Origin of the sequence: Curtobacterium sp. RIT-PI-V, assembly GCF_025642935.1 — a bacterium.
GTDB lineage: Bacteria > Actinomycetota > Actinomycetes > Actinomycetales > Microbacteriaceae > Curtobacterium.
In genome coordinates, this window is the sequence record NZ_JANZKM010000021.1 from 11,202 (window position 1) to 30,978 (window position 19,777).

Consider the following 19,777-nt stretch of genomic DNA (forward strand, 5'->3'; position numbering starts at 1 on the left):
CTACTCCGCAGCCGCCGCCGTGCGACGGCGGACGATCAGGACGCCGGCTCCCGCAGCGAGCAGCAGGAGCGCGATCAGCGCACCGGCCCCGAGGCCTTCGGCACCCGTGAACGCGAGCTGCCCGTCAGCGGTGATGGTGATCGTGGTCCAGCCCAGCACCGTGCCGTCCGCAGCGGTCACCACGATGCGGTGCTCGCCAGCCGGAGCATCGGCCGGGATCGTGACGCGCACCGTGCCGTCAGCGGCGACCGTCACCGTGCCGAGCAGCGCCGGGGTCGAGTACAGCCACACGCTCACCCGGTCACCGGCGTACTGCTCGCCCACCGTGACCGTGATGGTCTCCCCCGCGCGGGCGGACGACGGGGCCGAGACGCTTCCGCGATTCGTGTCCGTCAGGCCGGTCTCCGAGGGGGCCACCGGAGCGATCGGAGCGGCCGGCGACGGGGTCGGCGTCGATCCACCGGTCCCGGGGGTCGGCGCGGGCGTGGGCGTCGGTGTCGGCGTCGGCGTCGGGTCCGTGCCAGGGTCCGTGCCAGGGTCCGTGCCGCCGCCCTCGCACGGGTACGTCCCCGTGCGGAGCGAGAACCCGTCCGTGTCGTTGTCGTCGGCGTAGAAGGTCGCACGTTCCCCGTCGGTGCAGACGCCGGAGATCGCGAAGCCCTCGTTGGCGAGGGTCCGGTCGGCGTTCGACGGTGCCTCGAAGACCTTCGCGGCGGTGAAGGCGCCGTCGGTCAGCTCGTACAGCGCGGTGCGTCCGGCGCAGGCGTCGTCGCACACCACCCAGAGCGCGTCGAGGGTCGGGTCGAACTGCACGTCGGCGACGACCGCGAACGGCGACCCGATGGTGGCCACGCGCTGGGACGAACCGTCCGCCATCAGGGCGTACGCGTACACGCTCGCGGTGCCCTCGACACCGACGAAGAAGAGCCCCTCGCCGTGTCCGGCGTACGTCGACGGCGCGTAGGCCGCGCCCGTGTGCTCGTCGGCGAAGCCGTGCTCGGTGAGCCACGAGTCCGGGATCCAGGTGACGCCCTCGAGACCGGCGTTCGCACCGAGTCCCGGGAAGTCGGCGGCGAGGTCCCACTCGTCGGTGGCGCGCAGGGTCGACTCGGACCCGTCGGTGGTGGCGTACCGCAGGACCGACGGACGGCTGGTCTTCGACACGTCGTTGTCCCGCTCGGTCGACACGTACACGGCGCCCGGGTCGTCGCTCGTGACGGTGACGCCCTCGGCGTCCGGGGTTCCCGTGCCGTCGGCGTACCGCAGGTCCGTGCCCGCGGCGTTCGACGGCGCCCAGCCGCCCTGACCGTCCGAGGTCAGGTGGTAGAGCAGGCCGTCGCCGTTCTGCACGGCCCAGAGCTGGCCGTCCTCGGACGTGCTGGAGGTGGTCCAGTCGATGCCGCTCAGGTCACCAGTGAAGGTGTCCTCGTCGTCGAGCACGGTCTCGTCCGGGCCGCCGGGCCAGGGCTCGGCGGTGACGACTCCGGCGAACCGGTTCGCGGTGCCCTTCGTCGGCTCGGCGGTGTCGGCGAAGTCGCCGGTGCCGTCCGGGTTGCGGCCGTACGTGGCGGCAGCGTGGGCCGTCCACGAGTACGAGTCGACCAGCGCACCCCGCGGATCGACGACCCGCGCGGAGTCGGCCTTGCCGAGGCCGAAGCCGAAGTCCGCCTCGTCGAGGACGGCGAAGCCCCCGGCCGCGACGGTCGTGCCGGCGGGGATCGTGTACGCGTGGTCGTCCTCGCTGTCCTTGAGGACGTACCCACCCAGGTCGACCGTGGCGCTGCCGACGTTGGTCAGCTCCACCCAGTCACCGGGGGTGCCGTCCTGCGACTCGACCTCGTTGATGCGCACGGGCGAGGAGCAGTCGTTGGCGGCCCCCTTCGTCGACGCGGTGGTGTCGACCAGCGCACCGGTCCCGTCGGCGCACCGGCCGTACGTGACGACCGCGTGGCTCGTCCACGAGTACCGCAGCACCAGGTCGCCGGCGGGGTCGTACACCCGCGCGGTGTCGGCGCCGCCGAGCCCGAAGTCGAACCCGGGCGCGGTCGCCGAGACCTGGTCGATCACGAAGTACCCGCCGGCGGCGATCGTCGAGCCGGCGGGCAGGACGTACGCGTCGTGGGTGCTGTCGTCGTCGAGGAACGCGTAACCGGTCAGGTCGATCGACGCCGACGACGTGTTCTTCAGCTCGACCCAGTCGGTGTCGTCGCCGTTCGACTCGACCTCGTTGACGACGAGGCCGTTCCGAGCGGCGGCGCCGACGCTCGGGTCGTCGTCACCGACGGCGGCGAGTGCCGGGCTGGCCGTGACGACGCCGGCACCGAGGGCCAGCGCGGTGACGAACGTGGCACCGAGCCGCACGGAGCGGGGGCGCAGGGCAGGAGTGCGCATGCAGGTCCTTCTCGGGAGGGGAGGGAGACCTGCACGACTGTTCAGCACCCGGGCGTCCGACCGGTGGCCGGCCGGTGAACGACAGGTGTCGCGCGGCGCCGCAGCGCGACGCCCCAGCGCTCGACGTCGCAACGTTCGACGTCGCAACGTTTGACGTCAGCGGCGGATGAGCAGCCCGCTCGCCCGCGGTGACAACGCGGCGTCGAGCACCAGGCACGCGGCTCCCACCGCGGCGACGTCGGCACCGCGGTCGCTCTCGACCACGTCGACCGCGTGCTTCGGGACGAGCAACGGCGACCCGACGATCGCTGCGCGGGCCGCCGGCAGTGCGGCACTGGCGATGCGCGACCAGAACGGTCCGCCGAACACGACCCGGTCGATGTCGAGCAGGTTCACGATGACGACCGCGGCGTCGCCCATCACGGTGCCGGCCTCGGCGGCGAGGGTGATCGCGGCCTCGTCTCCGGCGACGATGGCCTCGGCGAGCTCGTCCCACGCGCGGTTCACCGCATCGACCGCTTCATCGGACGAGACCACACCAGCAGCATCGCCGCCGCCGGACAACGCCACCCCCCGATCCCGCGCGATCCGCACGAGCCGGTCCGGCGCCACGGCCGCCCCCACCTCGCCCCGGGTGCCGGACCCGTCGGGGGTGCCGGCGAGCGATCGCTGGTCGACCATGATGTGCCCGGCGTCCCCGGCGTTCGACCCGACGCCGCGCACGGGTTCGTGGTCGACGACGAGCCCGACGCCGAACCCGGTGCCGAAGTACACGAACGCGAAGTTCCGGGCCGACGACTCCCCCGCAAGGAACATCTCGCCGACCGCGGCGGCCGTGACGTCCTTCTCGAGCAGCACCGGGTAGCCGGTCGCCTCGGCGAGCGCGTCGCGCAGGGGCACGTCCCGCCACCGGGGCAGGAACGGCGGGTCGACGACGATGCCGGCGTCGACGTCGATGGGGCCCGGGCTGGCGATCCCGACACCGAGCACCCCGTCGACGTCCACGCCGGCGTCGGCGATCAGGCCGTCGACGGCGGAGCCGATGGTGCGGACGACCTCGGACGGGTCGTCGGCGGTCGGGGTCGAGGTGGTGGACGAGGCGACGACGGTGCCGGCCAGGTCGAGGAGCACGTAGGTGACGACGGCCGGGTCGACGTGCACGCCGACGGCGTAGCGGCTGCCGGGTTCGAGCCGCAGGATGGTGCGCGGCTTGCCCCGACCGGCGACGACGGTGCCGGACTCGACGATCATGCCCGCCTCGATCAGGAACCGGGTGACGTTCGACACCGTCTGCGCGCTGAGGCCCGTTCGTGAGGCGAGTTCGACACGGCTCAGGCCGTCCGGCGAGCGTCGGACGGCATCGAGCACGACCGTGCGGTTGAAACCGCCGATCGACGGGAGGTTCGCTCCACGCCGATGTTCTGCCATTCCGCGACCATACCGCGGCAACGGTGCGGTCTCGGTCTCCCGTCCGCGCTGGCCCCCACACGGGTCGCACCGTTACCCTGGCCGCATGGCCGACCTGCGTCTCGAAGAACTCTCCGCGAAGACCGCTGCCGCGGCGAACTCCCTGACGCTCAAGCCGGGGCAGGAACAGTTCGTGCAGCCGACCACCTACGGGGTCGCCGAGTCCGACGTCAAGCCGAGCTCCGCGTGGACCCGGGTGGTCCTGGACGGTGACGAGGTCCTGGGCCTCATCATCGGTTCGTTCGACGCCGACAATTCGCAGGAAGAACTGCGCAGTGCCATCTGGCGGGTCAACGTCGCTGGCACCGCGCAGGGTCGCGGCGTCGGCCGCTTCGCGGTGCACGGCCTGGCGGACGAGGCCCGCAGCCGTGGGCAGGAACGCCTGACGGTCGTGTACGAGCCCGGTGGCGACGACAGCCCCGAGGCGTTCTTCCGCGCCGTGGGCTTCGAGGTCGTCCGCGAGACCCAGTACGGCGACCACTTCGCGGTCCTGACGCTCTAGTACTTCCCGACGACGTGCCCGAGGACGACGCCCCCGCGCCGGAGCAGGACTTCGGGGCGGCGGTGGCCGAGGTGGTCCGGATGATCCCGTCCGGTCACGTCATGACGTACGGCGACGTCGCCGCGGCGCTCGGCTCACGCGCGTCGCGTGCGGTCGGCAAGGTGATGGCGCACGAGGGCGCCGACCTGCCCTGGTGGCGTGTGGTGCGCGCGGGTGGGCACCCGCCGCTGCACCACGAGGCCCGTGCACTCCAGCACTACCGCGCGGAGGGCACGCCGATCGTGCAGGGGACGGCGGTCTGGAGGCTCGACATGCGTCGTGCCCGCTGGTCGCCGTCCACGGATGCGGACGACCCGTTCTGACGCGCCGCCCGCGGACGTCGGCCGTCAGCGGTCGAAGCGCTCGCCTCTCGGGCTCGTCGGGATCAGGCACAGCACGTACACGACGAGCGAGCCGATGCCGGGCACGACGTGCAGGAACTGCCAGAAGCCGGACAGGCCGGCGTCGTGCAGCCGTCGGGCGCCGAGGGCGAGCGACCCGATCAGGGTCGCGAGGCCCCAGAGGACGAACAGGTAGGACCCGACGGGGTTCTCGAACAGCGCGGTGTCCGGCGTGAACGCCTGCGGGACGAGCTGCAGCACGAGTCCGATCGCGAGCGACGTGATCCACCACCACCAGAACTCGGCACGCGAGGCCCGTCCGGTGAACACGGTGTACTTCCGCCAGAACCGCCGGACGGCCTCGGTGAAGGGTGCGCCGTAGAAGGGGTCGCGCAGGGCGACGCCGCCGGGCTGCACGCTGTCGTTGCTCATGGAGCAAGCCAACCACGTGGTGCAGCCCGGCTGCGTCCTACACGAGCGAGTCGCGCCAGGCCGCGTGCAGCTGGGCGAACCGCCCGGTACCCGAGATGAGGTCGGCGGGGGTGCCGTCCTCGACGATCTTCCCGTGCTCCATGACGAGCACCCGGTGCGCGATCGCGACGGTGGACAGGCGGTGCGCGATGATCACCGCGGTGCGGTCGGCGAGCAGGGTCTCGAGCCCTTCCTGCACCAGCCGCTCCGAGGGGATGTCGAGCGACGCCGTGGCCTCGTCGAGGATGAGCACCTTCGGGTCCGCGATGAACGCCCGCGCGAACGAGAGCAGCTGCCGCTGTCCCGCCGAGACACGACCACCGCGCTTGTTCACGTCGGTGTCGTACCCGTCGGGGAGCGCCATGATGAACTCGTGCGCGCCGACCGCCTTGGCGGACGCCTCGATCTCGGCGCGGGAGGCCCCCGGCTTGCCGAGCGCGATGTTGTCCGCGACCGTGCCGGAGAACAGGTACGCCTCCTGCGTGACCATGACGATCGCGCGGCGCATGTCCTTCGTGTCGAGGTCGCGCAGGTCCACGCCGTCGAGCCGCACGGAACCGTGCGACGGGTCGTAGAAGCGCGCCATGAGCTTGGCGAGCGTCGACTTGCCGGCGCCGGTGGACCCGACGAGTGCGATGGTCTGCCCCGAGGGGATGTGCAGGTCGAACTCCGGCAGGACGACCTTGCCCGCGTTGTACGCGAACACGACCTCGTCGAAGTCCATCTTGCCCGTGGCGTCGGCCAGCTTGGTCGGCTTCACGGGGTCCGGCACGCTCGGCCGTTCCTCGAGGACGCCGGAGATCTTCTCCATCGCCGCCGAGGCCGACTGGTACCCGTTGTAGAACATCGCGAGCTCCTGCGCCGGGTCGAAGAAGCGCTTGGCGTACAGCGCGACCGCGAGCAGCGCACCGACCTCGAGCGTCCCGCCGACGATCCGGAAGCCGCCGACGATGACGACCGCGGCGAGCGTGGCGTTGCCGATGAGCACGAGCACCGGGTCGAACGTCCCGAACAGGTTGAACACCTTCGTGTTCGCCAGCCGGTAGTCCTCGACGAAGCCGCCGTACTCGTCCTTGTTGCGGGACTCCTTGCGGAACGCCTGCACGGCGCGGATACCCGTCATCGTCTCGACGAAGTGCACGATCACGCGTGCCGAGGTGACGCGGGTGGCGCGGAACAGCGTCTGCGAGTTCGTCTGGAACCAGCGGATCAGGAACCAGAGCGGCACGAGCGACACCGCGAGCACGAGCCCCGACGTCGGGTCGAGCAGCACCAGGGCCACGGCGGTGAACACCATGTAGAGCACGCCCTGGATGAGCTGGTTCAGCCCGGAGTCGAGCAGCTCACGGATCGAGTCGAGGTCACTCGTCTGGCGGGAGATGATCCGGCCGGACGTGTAGGTCTCGTGGAACTCGAGCGACAGCCGCTGCGTGTGCAGGAACACCCGCTTGCGCAGGTCGAACAGGATCGCCTGGCTGATCCGTGCGGCGAGCACGGTGTACCAGGCGGTGAGCACCGCGCCGAGGACGGCCACGACGATGTACGTCGCGACGACGCCGAACGCCGGCACCCAGTCGTTCTGGTCCATCACCGCGGGCAGAGCGTTGTCGATGCCCCACGCGATGAGCGCCGGACCCGCGACGGTGCCCGCCGTGGAGACCACGACGACGATCCCGAGCAGCACCAGGCGGAGCTTCAGCGGGGCCGCGAGGGAACCGAGCAGGGCGAGGGAGCGACGCCGCAGGCGCTTGCTCTCCGCCTTGGTGAAGTCCTCGCGCTCCTCGCCGCGCACGCCCAGGGTGGTGATCGAGGCGGTGACGGGCGCGGCAGACTGCGCGTCCGCAGCGTCGTCGGTGACCGGTGCCGTGCCTCCCGGCAGGTCCTGGTCCGTCTGCTGGCTCATGCCATCGCCTCCTGTCGTGCGACCTGGTCATCGTCGTCGAGCGACGAGATGACGTAGCGGTAGTGCTCGTTGGTGGCCATCAGGTCGTGGTGGGTCCCGACGGCGGTGATGACGCCGTTCTCCATCAGGGCGACCCGGTCGGCCAGCGTCACCGTCGACGGACGGTGCGCCACGATGAGCGACGTCGTTTCGGCGAGGACGCGGCGGAGGCCGGCCTCGACCCGCGCCTCGGTGTCGACGTCGAGCGCCGACAGCGGGTCGTCGAGCACGAGCACCGACGGCCGCGCCGCGATCGCACGGGCGAGCGCCAGACGCTGTCGCTGTCCACCGGACAGCGACAGGCCCTCTTCACCGACGCGCGTGTCGACGCCGTCGGGCAGGTCGTCCACGAAGGACGCCTGCGCGATGTCGAGGGCCTCGCGCATGAGCGCCTCGGCCTCGTCACCGTCGACGTCCGGACGACCGAGCAGCACGTTCTGCCGCACCGTCGTCGAGAACAGGGTGGCGTCCTCGAACGCGACGCCGACGTGACGTCGCAGTTCTTCGCGGGTGAGGTCGCGGATGTCGACCCCGTCGATCGTCACCGAACCGCCGGTCACGTCGTAGAGGCGCGGCACCAGCGAGAGCAGCGTCGTCTTGCCGCAGCCCGTGAGCCCGACGAGCGCCATGGTCTCGCCCGGCTGCAGCTGCAGCTCGACGCCGTTGATCAGGTCCGGGTACTGCGGGGCGGAGTCCTGGTACCGGAAGTGCACGCCGTTGAACGACAGTGCACCGTGCGGCTCCGCGATCGTCTTCGGGTCCTTCGGGTCCGTGATGGTGTTCTCGGAGTCCATGACCTCGAAGAACCGGTCGACCGCGGTGCGGGTGTCGAACGTCATCGAGAGCAGGAAGCCGATCGACTCGATCGGGAACCGCAGCACCGTCGCCGTCGCGAAGAACGCGAACAGCTGCCCGACGGTCATCTCGCCCTGCGACGCCAGCCAGATGCCGGCGAGCAGGCACAGCGCGAACGCGACGTCCGGCACGAGCAGCAGCCACAGCCAGATGCTCGCGATGGCCTTCGCCTTCTTGATCTCGGTTCCACGGAGCGCTTCGGCCTGCTCGCTGAACTCCTCGAGCTTCGACCCGCCGCGACCGAACGCCTTGAGCACGCGGATGCCGTGCACCGACTGCTCGACGCTCGTCGCGAGGTCACCGACCTGGTCCTGGCTGCGGCGCGCGACGACGGAGTACCGACGCTCGAACAGCAACCCGTTGATCCACAGCGGGATCGACGCGATCAGGAAGATCAGCCCGAGCAGCCACCCGAAGGTGAACAGCACGACGAAGCCGACGACGATCGTCACGACGTTCACGACGAGCAGGACGACACCGAAGGCCAGCCAGCGGCGGATCAGCGACAGGTCCGACACGGAACGGGACAGCAGCTGCCCCGACTCCCACCGGTCGTGGAACGCGACGGGCAGGTCCTGCAGCTTCGCGTACAGCGAGTTCCGCATGCTGGCCTCGATCCGCGTCGAGGGACGCATCACCATCCGGCGGCGCGAGGCGATGAAGAACGCCTCGAGCACACCGAGGGCGAGCACGCCGAGGCCGGCGGGCCAGATCTGTGCGCCGTCCTTCGATGACAGCGGACCGTCGACGAGCCACTGCAGGACGTAGGGGATTGCGAGCGCCACCAAGGAGGCTCCCATCGCTGCGGCCATGCCGCCGATGAGGCGCCCCTGGTAGGGCTTCACGTAGGGGTGGATCCGCGCGATCGCGCGGAAGGTGGACGGGCGCGCCGTGGTGGGCGACTTGGACATGCGTTGCGTCCTCATGCGTCTGCCGGGTCCCCGGGTCGCGCTGCGCCCTGGCCGCCTGCTGCTTGCTTGCTGCTGGCAGGCGGTGCGTGCGCGGCCTCGACCTGGAGGCTCGGTGTGGCGTTGCGTGGTGATCATCGGCCGGGCGCGTGGTCGCGCCTCCGCCGTCACTCGCGTGACGTCGGTCGGGCCGGAGGGCACCGGGAGACACTCGTCCCCCGGGTTCAGGCGGGTGGTTCGCGGACGCTCGTCGTGCGGCGCCGCGAGGCCGTGGGAACGGCCTGGCTAGACGGCGGCCGCGACGCGCGGTCGCGGTTCGATCAGGGATCGCCGTGCGGGAGTGGTCCCCACGACGGACACGAGACCTGCACGGGCGGCCGTCGCCACGGTTCCGGTCATGTTGTCCATCGTCACTCCAGTCGTCGTCTTCGTCACCGTTGTGTCCGCGGTGCCACCGGTCCCGGAGGATCGTCGGCTGCCTGTCGCGGAGCCTTACAGACTATTCACAGTGACTCTCAGCGCGCAATAGGGTGCCGCGATTTGTTCACTTCAGTGGACGAACCGGTGCTCGCATCAGTGGAAGAAGTGGCGCTCACCCGTGAAGTACATCGTGACCCCCGCGGCCGTCGCTGCGGCGATGACCTCGTCGTCGCGGACGCTGCCACCGGGCTGGGCCACCGCGCGCACACCGGCGTCGAGCAGCACCTGCAGGCCGTCGGCGAACGGGAAGAACGCATCGGACGCCGCGACGCTGCCGGTCGCGCGGTCACCGGCGCGGTTGACCGCGAGGTGGCACGAGTCCACCCGGTTGACCTGGCCCATGCCGACCCCGACGCTCGCGCCCTGGTTCGCCAGCAGGATGGCGTTCGACTTGACCGAACGGCTCGCCTTCCACGCGAAGGCAAGGTCGGCGAGGGTCTGGTCGTCGGCCGGCTCGCCGGCGACCAGGGTCCACGTGGACTGGTCGAACGCCGTGAAGCGGTCGGCGTCCTGCACCAGGAAGCCGCCGGAGATCTGCTTGACCTCGCGCGGCGCCAGGGTGAAGTCGGCCGGCAGCGTGAGCAGGCGGATGTTCTTCTTGCGCGACAGGATCTCGAGCGCCTCGGGGTCGAAGCCCGGGGCCACGACGACCTCGGTGAAGATGTCCTTCACGGTCTCGGCCATCGCCACGGTGACCGGACGGTTCGCGGCGATGACCCCACCGAACGCCGACAGCGGGTCGCAGGCGTGCGCGGAGGCGTGCGCGGAGGCGATCGGGTCGGCGGCGTCCGCGGGGGCGATCGCGATGCCGCACGGGTTGGCGTGCTTGATGATCGCGACGGCGGGGGTGTCGAAGTCGAACGCTGCACGGACGGCCGCGTCGGCGTCGACGTAGTTGTTGTACGACATCTCCTTGCCGTGCAGCTGCGTCGCCTGCGCGATGCCGGCGCCGTCGGTGCTCGTGTACAGCGCGGCGGCCTGGTGCGCGTTCTCGCCGTAGCGGAGCGTGGCCGACAGGTCGGCGGTGAAGCCGAGGTGCTCGTCGAACGCGCCGGGTGTCTGGATGTCGCCGCTGGTCGTCGGCGCCGCAGCGGCCGCGACGACGTCGCTGGCGAAGTAGGACGCCACCGCGGTGTCGTACGCCGCGGTGTGCGCGAACGCCTGGGCCGCCAGACGCTTGCGGAGCTCGAGCGAGGTGCCGCCGGCGCGGACGGCCTCGACGACCTCGGCGTAGGACGACGGCGAGACGACGATCGCGACGTTCGGGTGGTTCTTCGCCGACGCACGGACCATCGCGGGGCCGCCGATGTCGACGTTCTCGACCACGGTCGCGGTGTCGGCGCCGGAGGCCACCGTCACGACGAACGGGTACAGGTTCACGACGACGAGCTCGAACGCCGCGATCCCGAGGTCGGCGAGCTGCTGCTCGTGCGACTCGAGCCGCAGGTCGGCGAGCAGACCGGCGTGCACCGACGGGTGCAGCGTCTTGACCCGGCCGTCGAGCGACTCCGGGAACCCGGTGACGCTCGCGACGTCGGTGACGGCGTACCCGGCGTCGCGGATGGTCTGGGCGGTGGACCCCGTCGACACGATCTCGACACCCGACTCGGCGAGGGCGCCGGCGAGCTCGAGCAGGCCGGACTTGTCGCTCACCGAGATGAGTGCGCGGCGGACCGGCACCACGTCACGGTCGCGGTAGAGGCTGGGGTCGGCTGCGTGCACGCTCATGCGCTCGGGGTGCCCTTCAGGTCGGTGGTGCCGTTGGCGATGTCGAGGATGGTCTGGATGAGCAGGCGGCGCTCGACCGGCTTGATGCGGTCGTGCAGCGTCGACTCGGAGTCGCCCGGGAGCACGGGGACGCGCTCCTGGGCCAGGATCGGGCCGGTGTCCACGCCGTCGTCGACCGCGATGACGCTCGCGCCGGTCTCGGTGACGCCGGCGGCCAGGGCGTCCCGCACGCCGTGGGCGCCGGGGAACTCGGGCAGGTAGGCCGGGTGGGTGTTGATGATGCCCGGGGCGAACTCGGACACCACGGCCGGGGGCAGCAGGCGCATGAGGCCCGAGAGCACGAGCAGGTCGGGCGACCACGGTCGGATCTGCTCGGCGAGGGACTGTCCCCACTCGGCGCGGGTCTGGTAGCGCGAGAACGGCACCGTGAAGGTCGGGATCGAGAACTCCTCGCCCAGGCCGAGGCCCTCGGCATCACGGTCGGCACCGATGGCGACGACACGGGCGGGGTACTCGGCGTCGAAGGTCGCTTCGAGCAGGGCTCGGAGGTTCGACCCGGTACCGGAGATCAGGACGACCAGTTCGAGCACGGCACCAACCCTACCGGGACCCGCGGGTCGTGACGTCGGCGCTAGCGATCGCCCTTCGGGCGGCGCCACCAGGGCAGCTCCTCGTCGGGGATCTGGTCGGTGACGTCCCAGTTCGTCGGCCGGGCCGACGGGGTGGAAGCGGCGGCGGCCTCGGGTGCGGCCGGTTCGTCGTCGACGTCGTCCCGTCCGGCGACGAACTCCTCGGTGCTCCACGGGAACGCCGGCTGCGCGTCGGTGTGGTCGGGCGTGGACGTCGACGTGGCGGGCCGTTCCGGAGCGGGTACCGGGCGCTGCTGCTCGGCGACGGCGTCGGCACCGGTCACACGGTCGCGGAGTCCACCGGCGCGGTCGCGGAGTCCACCGGCGCGGTCGCGGAGTCCACCGGCTCGCTCGCGGAGTCCACCGGCTCGCTCGCGGAGTCCACCGGCCCGTTCGCGCGCACCGTCGGCGACACCGTGCAGTCGATCGCGCAGGGCACCCATCGCGGCACGTCCCGACGAGCGGGGTTCACTCGGGCTCTCGTCGGCCAGGCGCTCCGAAGCGACGGCGTCGGTCTTCGCCCAGGCCGGCAGTTCCACGTCGTGGTCCGGGTCCTGCGGGGGCGTCCGATGCGTTGCGATGGGCGCAGGCAAGACCGGCTCGTCGGCGATCGGTTCCGTCGGGCTGTCCACAGTGGCGCGCGAGCGAGCAGCGGTCGAGCCGTCGTGGGACTCCTCGACCACGAACCGGTGCACGTCCGTGGTCCGTCCCGCGCCGGCCTGGTCGAGCGCGGCGAGCAGCGAGCCCGCCCCCGCGTCAGCACCGCCGCGAACGGCCTCGTCGTCGTCGGCCTCGGTCCAGCGCTCTCGTGTCCAGCCCCGGTCCGGCAGGCGGACGAGGTCGCTGCCCGCGGCGAGGGCGATGACCGCCGGCAGGCCGATCTCGAGCGCGGCGAAGCCCCCCACCACCAGGGCGTGCGGGCCGACGTCGGCCAGTCGTCCGGGGCCGAACGATCCGGACGACACCCAGGCGATCAGCCCGGTCAGCACACCGGCGACGACGCCCGTCGCGACACCGGCGAGCGCTCGGTGGAGTGCGGAGTCGGCGTTCCCCAGCGCGCGGACGAGTCGCGGGCGCATCAAGCCGCCGATCGCGAAGCCGGCGATCACCGGTACCAGGATCCAGACCAGGCCGAAGGTGTGACCAGCGGCCGGCAGTGCGCCGAACACCGGCAGTCCGGGGATCGGCCCGAGGGTCGTGGCGATCGGGGACACGCTCGAACCGGTGCCGATGGCGAACCCGGGGCCGATCAGCCACGACGTCGCCCACCCGACGAAGTCCGGCAGGAACGCGAGCTGTCCGACCGTGAGGGCGATGCCGCCGATGACGCCGGCGTGTGACTGTTCGTACAGGGTGATGACCTCGGCGAACGAGGTGAAGAGCAGGAGCGCGACGACGACTCCGGCGAACGCGACGACGACTGCGGTGGCGGCGGTTCCGGCGCGGAGTCCGAACCCGGCGATCGCACGCCAGAGCAGGGGCACGCGGTCGAGCAGGTCGAGCACACGCTGGGTGGCGGGGTCCGCCGGCAGGTCCCGCCGGCGTCGGCAGACCTCCGAACTGATGAGCGCCGGTATCCCGAACCACAGAGCAGGCAGGACCACGGCCTGCCAGATCGTGGGCTGCGTGGCTGCGGAGGTCGACGACAGCGCGACGCCGAGCCCGAGCGCCGCGACGACCGCCGTCCCGACCAGCAGGCCGGTGGTGCGGTGCTCGGTCTCCGCGAAGCGTCGACCCGCACGGGCGCCGAGCCAGGCGGTCACGACCGCGAAGCCGAGCGCCGCGAGCGTCACGTGGATGGGGTCGGCGGCACCGCTGACCCCCGAGCTCTTCGCCAGCGCGGACCCGAGCAGGAACGAGACGTCGACGCCGTGGCCGACGAGCCAGACGCTGCCGGTGGCCTTCCAGAACACGTCCCAGTCGATCTGCAGGCCGTACTCGAAGCCCCACAGCAGTGTGAGCGGGACCAGTGCGATCCCGATGCCGACGCCGACCGTCACGACCGCCTCGATCGCGGCGAGCAGAGCGGTTCCCAGGCGGTTCATCGCAGCGAGGATACGTGGCAGTCCGGCTCTCGGCCGTGAGCCGCGCGGCTCCGCAGCAGACTCAGCGGGTGGTCCCGGACGAACTCAGTTCCGACGGCGCCCGCTGATCGTGATGATCTGCCACGCGACGACCGCGATGCCGATCGCGAATGGCCAGGCGATCCACCGATCGAGTCCGATGAGTCCGCCGACGAAGAGCGCGCACATCAGGGAAGCAACCGACACAGCGACCGCGATGGGCGTCTGGCCAGTGCGACCGTCGACCTCGGTCACGTAGCCCGGTCGCCGTTCGTAGTCGGCCGGGTCGTAGATCGCCGGGTCGTGCGGCATGTCGATGTCCTCGCGACGCAGGCTCGGGTTCGTGCGAGAACGCGGCAGGAGGAATGCAGCCCACGTGAACCATGCACCGAATGCGATCAGAGCGATGGCGATGCTCCAGAGGTGCACGCCTCCCGGGGTGTCGACCGCACGGATCGGGGTGGCGAGGAAGCCGATGCCGACCAGTGCCGACACGAGCCCGACCACGATCCCCACGCGTGCGGGTTCACCCCGCTGCACGCTCCGCTCGACCACGCCGCGATGCTACCGGTGCCGCGGGGACCCCACGCAGAACACCGGTGCTCGTCGGACGAACACGCGCAGGACGCGGTTCGACGAACGAACACCGGTGTTCAGCGGAACGGACGAACCGCTAGCGGGCGGCGACGACCTCGCGCAGCAGCGCGGCGGTCTCGGACGGCGTCTTGCCGACCTTCACGCCGGCGGCCTCGAGCGCCTGCTTCTTCGCCTCGGCGGTGCCGGCGGAACCGGACACGATCGCTCCGGCGTGGCCCATCGTCTTGCCCTCGGGGGCGGTGAAGCCCGCGACGTAGCCGACGACCGGCTTCGTGACGTGCGCCTTGATGAACTCGGCTGCGCGCTCCTCGGCGTCGCCACCGATCTCACCGATCATCACGATGGCCTCGGTCTCGGGGTCGGCCTCGAACGCGGCGAGCGCGTCGATGTGCGTCGTCCCGATGACCGGGTCGCCGCCGATGCCGATGGCGGTCGAGAAGCCCAGGTCCCGCAGCTCGTACATCATCTGGTAGGTCAGGGTCCCTGACTTCGAGACAAGGCCGATCGGGCCCTTGCCGGTGATCGTCGCCGGGGTGATGCCGACGAGCGACTCCCCCGGGGTGATGATGCCGGGGCAGTTCGGGCCGATGATGCGGGTCTTCCCGCCGAGCGCCTTGGCGTGCGCCCAGAACTCGGCGGCGTCCTGCACCGGGATGCCCTCGGTGATGACGACGACGAGCGGGATCGCGGCATCGATGGCCTCGAGCACGGCGTCCTTGGCGAAGGCCGGCGGCACGAAGACGATGGAGACGTCGGCACCGGTGGTGTCGATGGCCTCGCGCACGGTGCCGAAGACGGGCAGCGACACGTCACCGTGGGTGACGGTGGTGCCGGCCTTGCGGGCGTTGACGCCACCGACGACCTGGGTGCCGGCCTTGAGCATGAGGGCGGTGTGCTTGGTGCCCTCGCCGCCGGTGATGCCCTGGACGATGACCTTGGAGTCCTTGTTGAGGAAGATCGACATGGTCAGTCCCTTCAGGCCGCGGCAGCGGCGAGTTCGGCGGCCTGCTCGGCCGCGTCGTCCATGGTCGCGGCGACGGTGACGAGCGGGTGCGCTGCCTCCGCCAGGATCCGTCGGCCCTCTTCCACGTTGTTGCCGTCCAGGCGCACGACGAGCGGCTTGGTGGCCGCGTCGCCGAGGATCCCGAGGGCGGCGACGATGCCGTTCGCGACGGCGTCGCAGGCGGTGATGCCACCGAAGACGTTCACGAAGACGCTCTTCACCTGCGGGTCGCCGAGGATGACGTCGAGGCCGTTGGCCATGACCTCGGCCGAGGCGCCGCCGCCGATGTCGAGGAAGTTCGCGGGCTTCACGCCGCCGTGGCGCTCACCGGCGTAGGCGACGACGTCGAGCGTCGACATGACGAGGCCCGCACCGTTGCCGATGACGCCGACCTGGCCGTCGAGCTTGACGTAGTTCAGGCCGTGGGCCTTCGCCTTGGCCTCGAGCGGGTCCTCGCTGGCGGAGTCCTCGAGGTCCTTGTGCGCGGGGTGGCGGAAGTCGGCGTTCTCGTCGAGCGAGACCTTGCCGTCGAGCGCCAGGATCTGGCCGTCGCCGGTGCGGACGAGGGGGTTCACCTCGACGAGCGTGGCGTCCTCGCCCTTGTAGACGTCGTAGAGCTTCGAGAAGACGTCGGCCACCTGGTCGACGAGCTCCGCCGGGAACCCGGCCTGCTCGGCGATCGCGCGACCGGCGGCAACGTCGATCCCGGTGAGCGGGTCCACCTCGACGCGGGCGAGCGCCTCGGGCTTCTCGACGGCGAGCTGCTCGATCTCCATGCCGCCCTCGACGCTGGTGAGCGAGAGGTAGGAGCGGTTGGCCCGGTCGAGCAGCACGGAGAAGTAGAACTCCTCGGCGATGTCCGCGCCCTGGGCGATCATGACGCGCTTGACGGTGTGGCCCTTGATGTCGAGCCCGAGGATGGCCTGGGCGTGCTCGAACGCCTCGTCGGGGGTCTTCGCGACCTTGACGCCGCCGGCCTTGCCGCGCCCACCGACCTTCACCTGGGCCTTGACGACCACGACGCCACCGATCTTCTCGGCCGCCACTCTCGCCTCTTCCGGGGTGTCGGCGATGATCCCCTGCAGTACGGGGACGCCGTAGGACTCGAAGAGGTCCCTGGCCTGATACTCGAAAAGATCCACGCTGTTCTTCTTCCCGCACGGTACGTGCGATCGGCATCGGTTTCCCGGTCGCGCACTCCACATCGAGGGTCGCTCGATGTCGAGACAACGGCCGGGAGCCAGCCTAGCGCCGGACCGTGGACGTCCGGTGCGCGCTATCCCGGCCCGTTCCCCAGCGAGCTCCCGGCACGGTGGATCGGTGAACGCTGCACTCCGTACCCGCACCGCCGACGTGTTCGGCTGGCACCTCCGCCCCGACCAGGAATCCGTCATCGACGCCGTGCTCGACGGGCGCGACGCGCTCGCCGTGATGCCGACCGGATCGGGAAAGTCGGCGATCTACCAGGTCGCCGGCCTCGAGCTGGAGGGCGTCGTCATCGTCGTCTCGCCCCTCGTGGCGCTGCAGGAGGACCAGGTCGTCGGACTCGAGCACCACGTGGACGCTCCCCGCGCGGTCGCGATGAACGCCACAAGGAAGGCCCGGGACGTCGCCGAGGCCTGGGACGCGGTCGCCGCTGCCGAGGTCGGCTACGTGTTCCTGGCACCCGAACAGCTGGTGAAGGACGACGTGCTCGAACGACTCCGCGACGCCGGTGTCGCGCTCGTCGCCGTCGACGAGGCGCACTGCATCTCGTCCTGGGGGCACGACTTCCGACCGGACTACCTGGCGCTCGGCGAGGTCGTGGAACGCCTCGGCCGGCCGCCGGTGCTCGCACTGACCGCGACGGGCTCCGCTCCCGTGCGGGACGACATCGTCGAACGGCTCGGCATGCGTGACCCGTTCGTGCTCGCCTCGGGGTTCGACCGCCCCGGCATCCGGCTCGAGGTGGTCCGGCACGCGGAGGACGCCGAGAAGCGCGCGGCCGTGGTCGACCAGGTCGTCGGACTCGACGGGGCCACCGTCGTCTACGTCGCCACCCGCGCCGCGACGACGGAGTACGCCGACGCGATGGCCGCCCGCGGTCGTCGCGCGCGGCCGTACCACGCCGGCATGCGGGTGGCGGAGCGCGAGGCGGTCCACACGGGGTTCCTCGACGGCGACGTCGACGTGGTGGTCGCCACGAGCGCGTTCGGCATGGGCATCGACAAACCCGACGTCCGCTTCGTCGTGCACGCCGACGTCCCCGAGTCGGTCGACGCCTACTACCAGGAGATCGGGCGGGCCGGCCGCGATGCCGAGCCGGCCGGCGCGACCCTGCACTACCGGGCCGAGGACTTCGGCCTGCGCACGTTCTTCGCGTCCGGTTCGCCCCGACCCGCGTCGGTCCGCGCCGTCTTCGACGCGTTCCCGGCCACCGGCCCGATTGCCCGGTCGGCGCTCGCGGAGGCCTCCGGTCTGTCGTCCCGCACCGCCGGCCGTGCCCTCAACGCCCTGCTCGACGCCGGCGTCCTGCGCGACGACGTCGACGGGGTCACGCGGGTGCCGGACGGCCCGGCGACCGCGGCCCACGCGGCCCGCGCAACGGCGGACCGCGCGGCGGAGCGCGAACGGGTCGAGGAGTCCCGCATCGCGATGATGCGCCAACTCGCCGAGACGACCGGGTGCCGACGGCAGTTCCTTCTCGGCTACTTCGGCGACGAGCTCCCGGAGCCGTGCGGCAACTGCGACACCTGTTCGTCGGGGACGGCCCTCAACGGCGGAGCCCACGTGGCCGACGGCGCGAACGACGACGTCTGGCCGCCGGATGCCCGCGTCGAGCACGCCGAGTGGGGCACCGGCGTGGTGATGAGCACGGAGGAGGACCGCATCACCGTCTTCTTCGAGTCCGCCGGGTACCGCACGCTCGCGTTGGCGGACATCGCCGAGCGGGATCTGCTCCAGCGGGTCTGATCCGCCCCCGCGACCCACGGGGGAAGGCGCGGTCGCTCGACCACCCGTCGGCGACCGCGCTCCACTCCCCCGAGCACCGGCAGTGTGCACGGCCGTCGTGACGAGCAGGTGACGTCGAGGTGAACTCCCTCGGCGTTCCGGGTCGTCCCAGGGGGACCGGCGTACACCAGAAGACCCCGACGGAAGGACCCCGCATGACCGCGGAACGGAACCAGCAGGCGCAGGAACGACTCGGCGAGATCCTGGAGGCGCGCGCCTTCGACCGCTTCCCCGAGGTGTGGGCCGAGGACGTCGTGGACCACGACCCCGCGCCCGACCAGCAGCCCGGCCTCGCGGGGATCGTCGACTTCTGGACCGAGTTCACCACAGCGTTCCCGGACCTCACGCTCGAGCCCGACCCGCTCGTCGTCACGGACGACTACATCACCGCGGTGTTCACGATCCGCGGGACCCACACCGGTCCGTTCCAGGGCCACGCGCCGACGGGTCGCACCTTCGAGGTCCGCGGCATCCAGGTCTCGAAGTTCCGTGACGGCAAGATCGCCGAACGCTGGGGCGCGACCGACGAGAAGGGTCTGGCGGAGCAGCTCGCGCTCGGCTCCGGCGACGTCCACTTCGTCAGCGCCTGAACACCATCAGACACCCGGCACCACCCACACCCAGGAGGACACCATGAGCGATCCCGGCATCAGCCCCGTCGACGACTTCGAGGCCCAGCAGCGCCGCGACGACGACATCGACCGCGAGCACGTCGGCCCGTACGAGGTGGACGAGTCCGAGGAGTCCCTCGAGACCGTGACGAACGACGCCGTCGCCGGCGAGACCGTCGAGCCGCAGCCCGGTGACGGTACCGACGACGGTCCGACCGGCGGCTCCCCGCGCGAGGGCTCGCCCGACCTGTGGGAGCACGACGCCGACGAGGACCGGCCGGACCTGGGTGACGACCTCGGCACCAAGCCGCTCTGATCCGCTTCCCCTGACCAGCGATCCCCAGGGATCCGCGGAACACGGCCCGTAGCATCGGGCCGTGTTCCGTCGCGTCCGAGCCAGCGTCCGCAGCACGCCGTCGGCCGCCCGGCTGGTGGCGATCGCGGCGATGCTGCTCGTCGCGGCCTCCGCACACCTCGCCGCGCAGTCCGAGCCGGCAGGACGGTGGGTCCCGCTCCTCGCGGTCGCGGTGGTCGGAGCCGTCGTCGCCGGAGCACCGAGTCGCCTGTGGCCGCTCCCCGCGATCTGGCTCGTCGCGACCCTGCTCGCCCTGACGGGCGCCGTCCGGGTCGACGGCACGTACCTGGTGATCGCCCTCGCGACCGGCGCGATCACGCTCGTCGCGGCGATCGCCGCTGATCTCGTCCCCGTCCTGCGGGCGCGACGCCGACGGGGTGCGTCGTGACCACCCCGCAGCCTGG

At 71.4% G+C, this 19,777-nt stretch carries 17 protein-coding genes; 6 read left to right on the forward strand and 11 right to left on the reverse strand.

Features of this window, described 5'->3' with window-relative positions; translation table 11 throughout:
- Both OGL88_RS12980 and OGL88_RS12985 read right to left on the reverse strand, forming a co-directional pair.
- Positions 1–2,391 carry a lamin tail domain-containing protein gene (locus tag OGL88_RS12980; RefSeq protein WP_263091665.1) on the reverse strand — a complete coding sequence of 797 codons (2,391 nt, stop codon included), beginning with the start codon at positions 2,389–2,391 and terminating at the stop codon, positions 1–3.
- Between the two features lie 156 nt (positions 2,392–2,547).
- Positions 2,548–3,819, reverse strand: a complete 1,272-nt coding sequence (locus OGL88_RS12985) for an ROK family transcriptional regulator (RefSeq protein WP_263091666.1) — start codon at positions 3,817–3,819, stop codon at positions 2,548–2,550.
- A gap of 85 nt (positions 3,820–3,904) precedes the next feature.
- Between OGL88_RS12985 and OGL88_RS12990 the strand changes: the two genes are divergently transcribed.
- Together OGL88_RS12990 and OGL88_RS12995 are read left to right on the forward strand one after the other, a co-directional pair.
- Positions 3,905–4,360 (forward strand): GNAT family N-acetyltransferase, encoded by a 456-nt coding sequence (locus OGL88_RS12990; protein ID WP_205463285.1) that lies wholly within the window; start codon positions 3,905–3,907, stop codon positions 4,358–4,360.
- A 14-nt stretch (positions 4,361–4,374) separates the two neighbouring features.
- On the forward strand, positions 4,375–4,722 hold the full coding sequence (locus OGL88_RS12995) for an MGMT family protein (RefSeq protein WP_263055224.1): 348 nt from the start codon (positions 4,375–4,377) through the stop codon (positions 4,720–4,722).
- A 24-nt stretch (positions 4,723–4,746) separates the two neighbouring features.
- On the opposite strand, the gene OGL88_RS13000 is transcribed toward OGL88_RS12995, so the two are convergent.
- The 9 genes from OGL88_RS13000 to sucC all read right to left on the reverse strand — a co-directional run bounded on the left by OGL88_RS13000 (position 4,747) and on the right by sucC (position 16,558).
- Positions 4,747–5,172, reverse strand: a complete 426-nt coding sequence (locus OGL88_RS13000) for a DUF805 domain-containing protein (RefSeq protein ID WP_263055223.1) — start codon at positions 5,170–5,172, stop codon at positions 4,747–4,749.
- Positions 5,173–5,209: 37 nt separating this feature from the next.
- Positions 5,210–7,018 carry an ABC transporter ATP-binding protein gene (locus OGL88_RS13005; RefSeq protein WP_374114447.1) on the reverse strand — a complete coding sequence of 603 codons (1,809 nt, stop codon included), beginning with the start codon at positions 7,016–7,018 and terminating at the stop codon, positions 5,210–5,212.
- Positions 7,019–7,110: 92 nt separating this feature from the next.
- A complete protein-coding gene (locus OGL88_RS13010; RefSeq protein ID WP_263055221.1) occupies positions 7,111–8,919 on the reverse strand; it encodes an ABC transporter ATP-binding protein in 1,809 nt (602 codons plus the stop codon).
- 570 nt (positions 8,920–9,489) lie between these two features.
- Positions 9,490–11,124 carry a bifunctional phosphoribosylaminoimidazolecarboxamide formyltransferase/IMP cyclohydrolase gene (purH, locus tag OGL88_RS13015; protein ID WP_263055220.1) on the reverse strand — a complete coding sequence of 545 codons (1,635 nt, stop codon included), beginning with the start codon at positions 11,122–11,124 and terminating at the stop codon, positions 9,490–9,492.
- Complete coding sequence (gene purN, locus OGL88_RS13020) at positions 11,121–11,714, reverse strand: phosphoribosylglycinamide formyltransferase (protein ID WP_263055219.1); 594 nt, start codon at positions 11,712–11,714, stop codon at positions 11,121–11,123. Before purN ends, purH begins: the two co-directional genes overlap by 4 nt.
- Before the next feature lie 41 nt (positions 11,715–11,755).
- Positions 11,756–13,798 carry a cell division protein PerM gene (locus OGL88_RS13025; protein ID WP_263055218.1) on the reverse strand — a complete coding sequence of 681 codons (2,043 nt, stop codon included), beginning with the start codon at positions 13,796–13,798 and terminating at the stop codon, positions 11,756–11,758.
- A gap of 84 nt (positions 13,799–13,882) precedes the next feature.
- On the reverse strand, positions 13,883–14,371 hold the full coding sequence (locus OGL88_RS13030; protein WP_263091668.1) for a hypothetical protein: 489 nt from the start codon (positions 14,369–14,371) through the stop codon (positions 13,883–13,885).
- Positions 14,372–14,489: 118 nt separating this feature from the next.
- A complete protein-coding gene (gene sucD / locus OGL88_RS13035; protein ID WP_111085344.1) occupies positions 14,490–15,377 on the reverse strand; it encodes a succinate--CoA ligase subunit alpha in 888 nt (295 codons plus the stop codon).
- Between the two features lie 11 nt (positions 15,378–15,388).
- A complete protein-coding gene (sucC, locus tag OGL88_RS13040; protein ID WP_263055216.1) occupies positions 15,389–16,558 on the reverse strand; it encodes an ADP-forming succinate--CoA ligase subunit beta in 1,170 nt (389 codons plus the stop codon).
- 178 nt (positions 16,559–16,736) lie between these two features.
- Here sucC and OGL88_RS13045 point away from each other — a divergent pair, with 178 nt between their 5' ends.
- From OGL88_RS13045 to OGL88_RS13060, 4 genes are all read left to right on the forward strand, one after another.
- Positions 16,737–18,368 (forward strand): RecQ family ATP-dependent DNA helicase, encoded by a 1,632-nt coding sequence (locus tag OGL88_RS13045; protein WP_263055215.1) that lies wholly within the window; start codon positions 16,737–16,739, stop codon positions 18,366–18,368.
- 194 nt (positions 18,369–18,562) lie between these two features.
- On the forward strand, positions 18,563–18,997 hold the full coding sequence (locus OGL88_RS13050) for an ester cyclase (RefSeq protein WP_123340960.1): 435 nt from the start codon (positions 18,563–18,565) through the stop codon (positions 18,995–18,997).
- Positions 18,998–19,040: 43 nt separating this feature from the next.
- Positions 19,041–19,334: a hypothetical protein gene (locus tag OGL88_RS13055; RefSeq protein ID WP_111085347.1), complete on the forward strand. Its 294-nt coding sequence runs from the start codon at positions 19,041–19,043 to the stop codon at positions 19,332–19,334.
- Positions 19,335–19,395: 61 nt separating this feature from the next.
- The gene (locus OGL88_RS13060) at positions 19,396–19,761 is read left to right on the forward strand and encodes a hypothetical protein (protein ID WP_263055214.1); all 366 of its coding nucleotides are present in this window, start codon (positions 19,396–19,398) and stop codon (positions 19,759–19,761) included.
- The last annotated feature ends 16 nt before the right edge of the window (positions 19,762–19,777 follow it).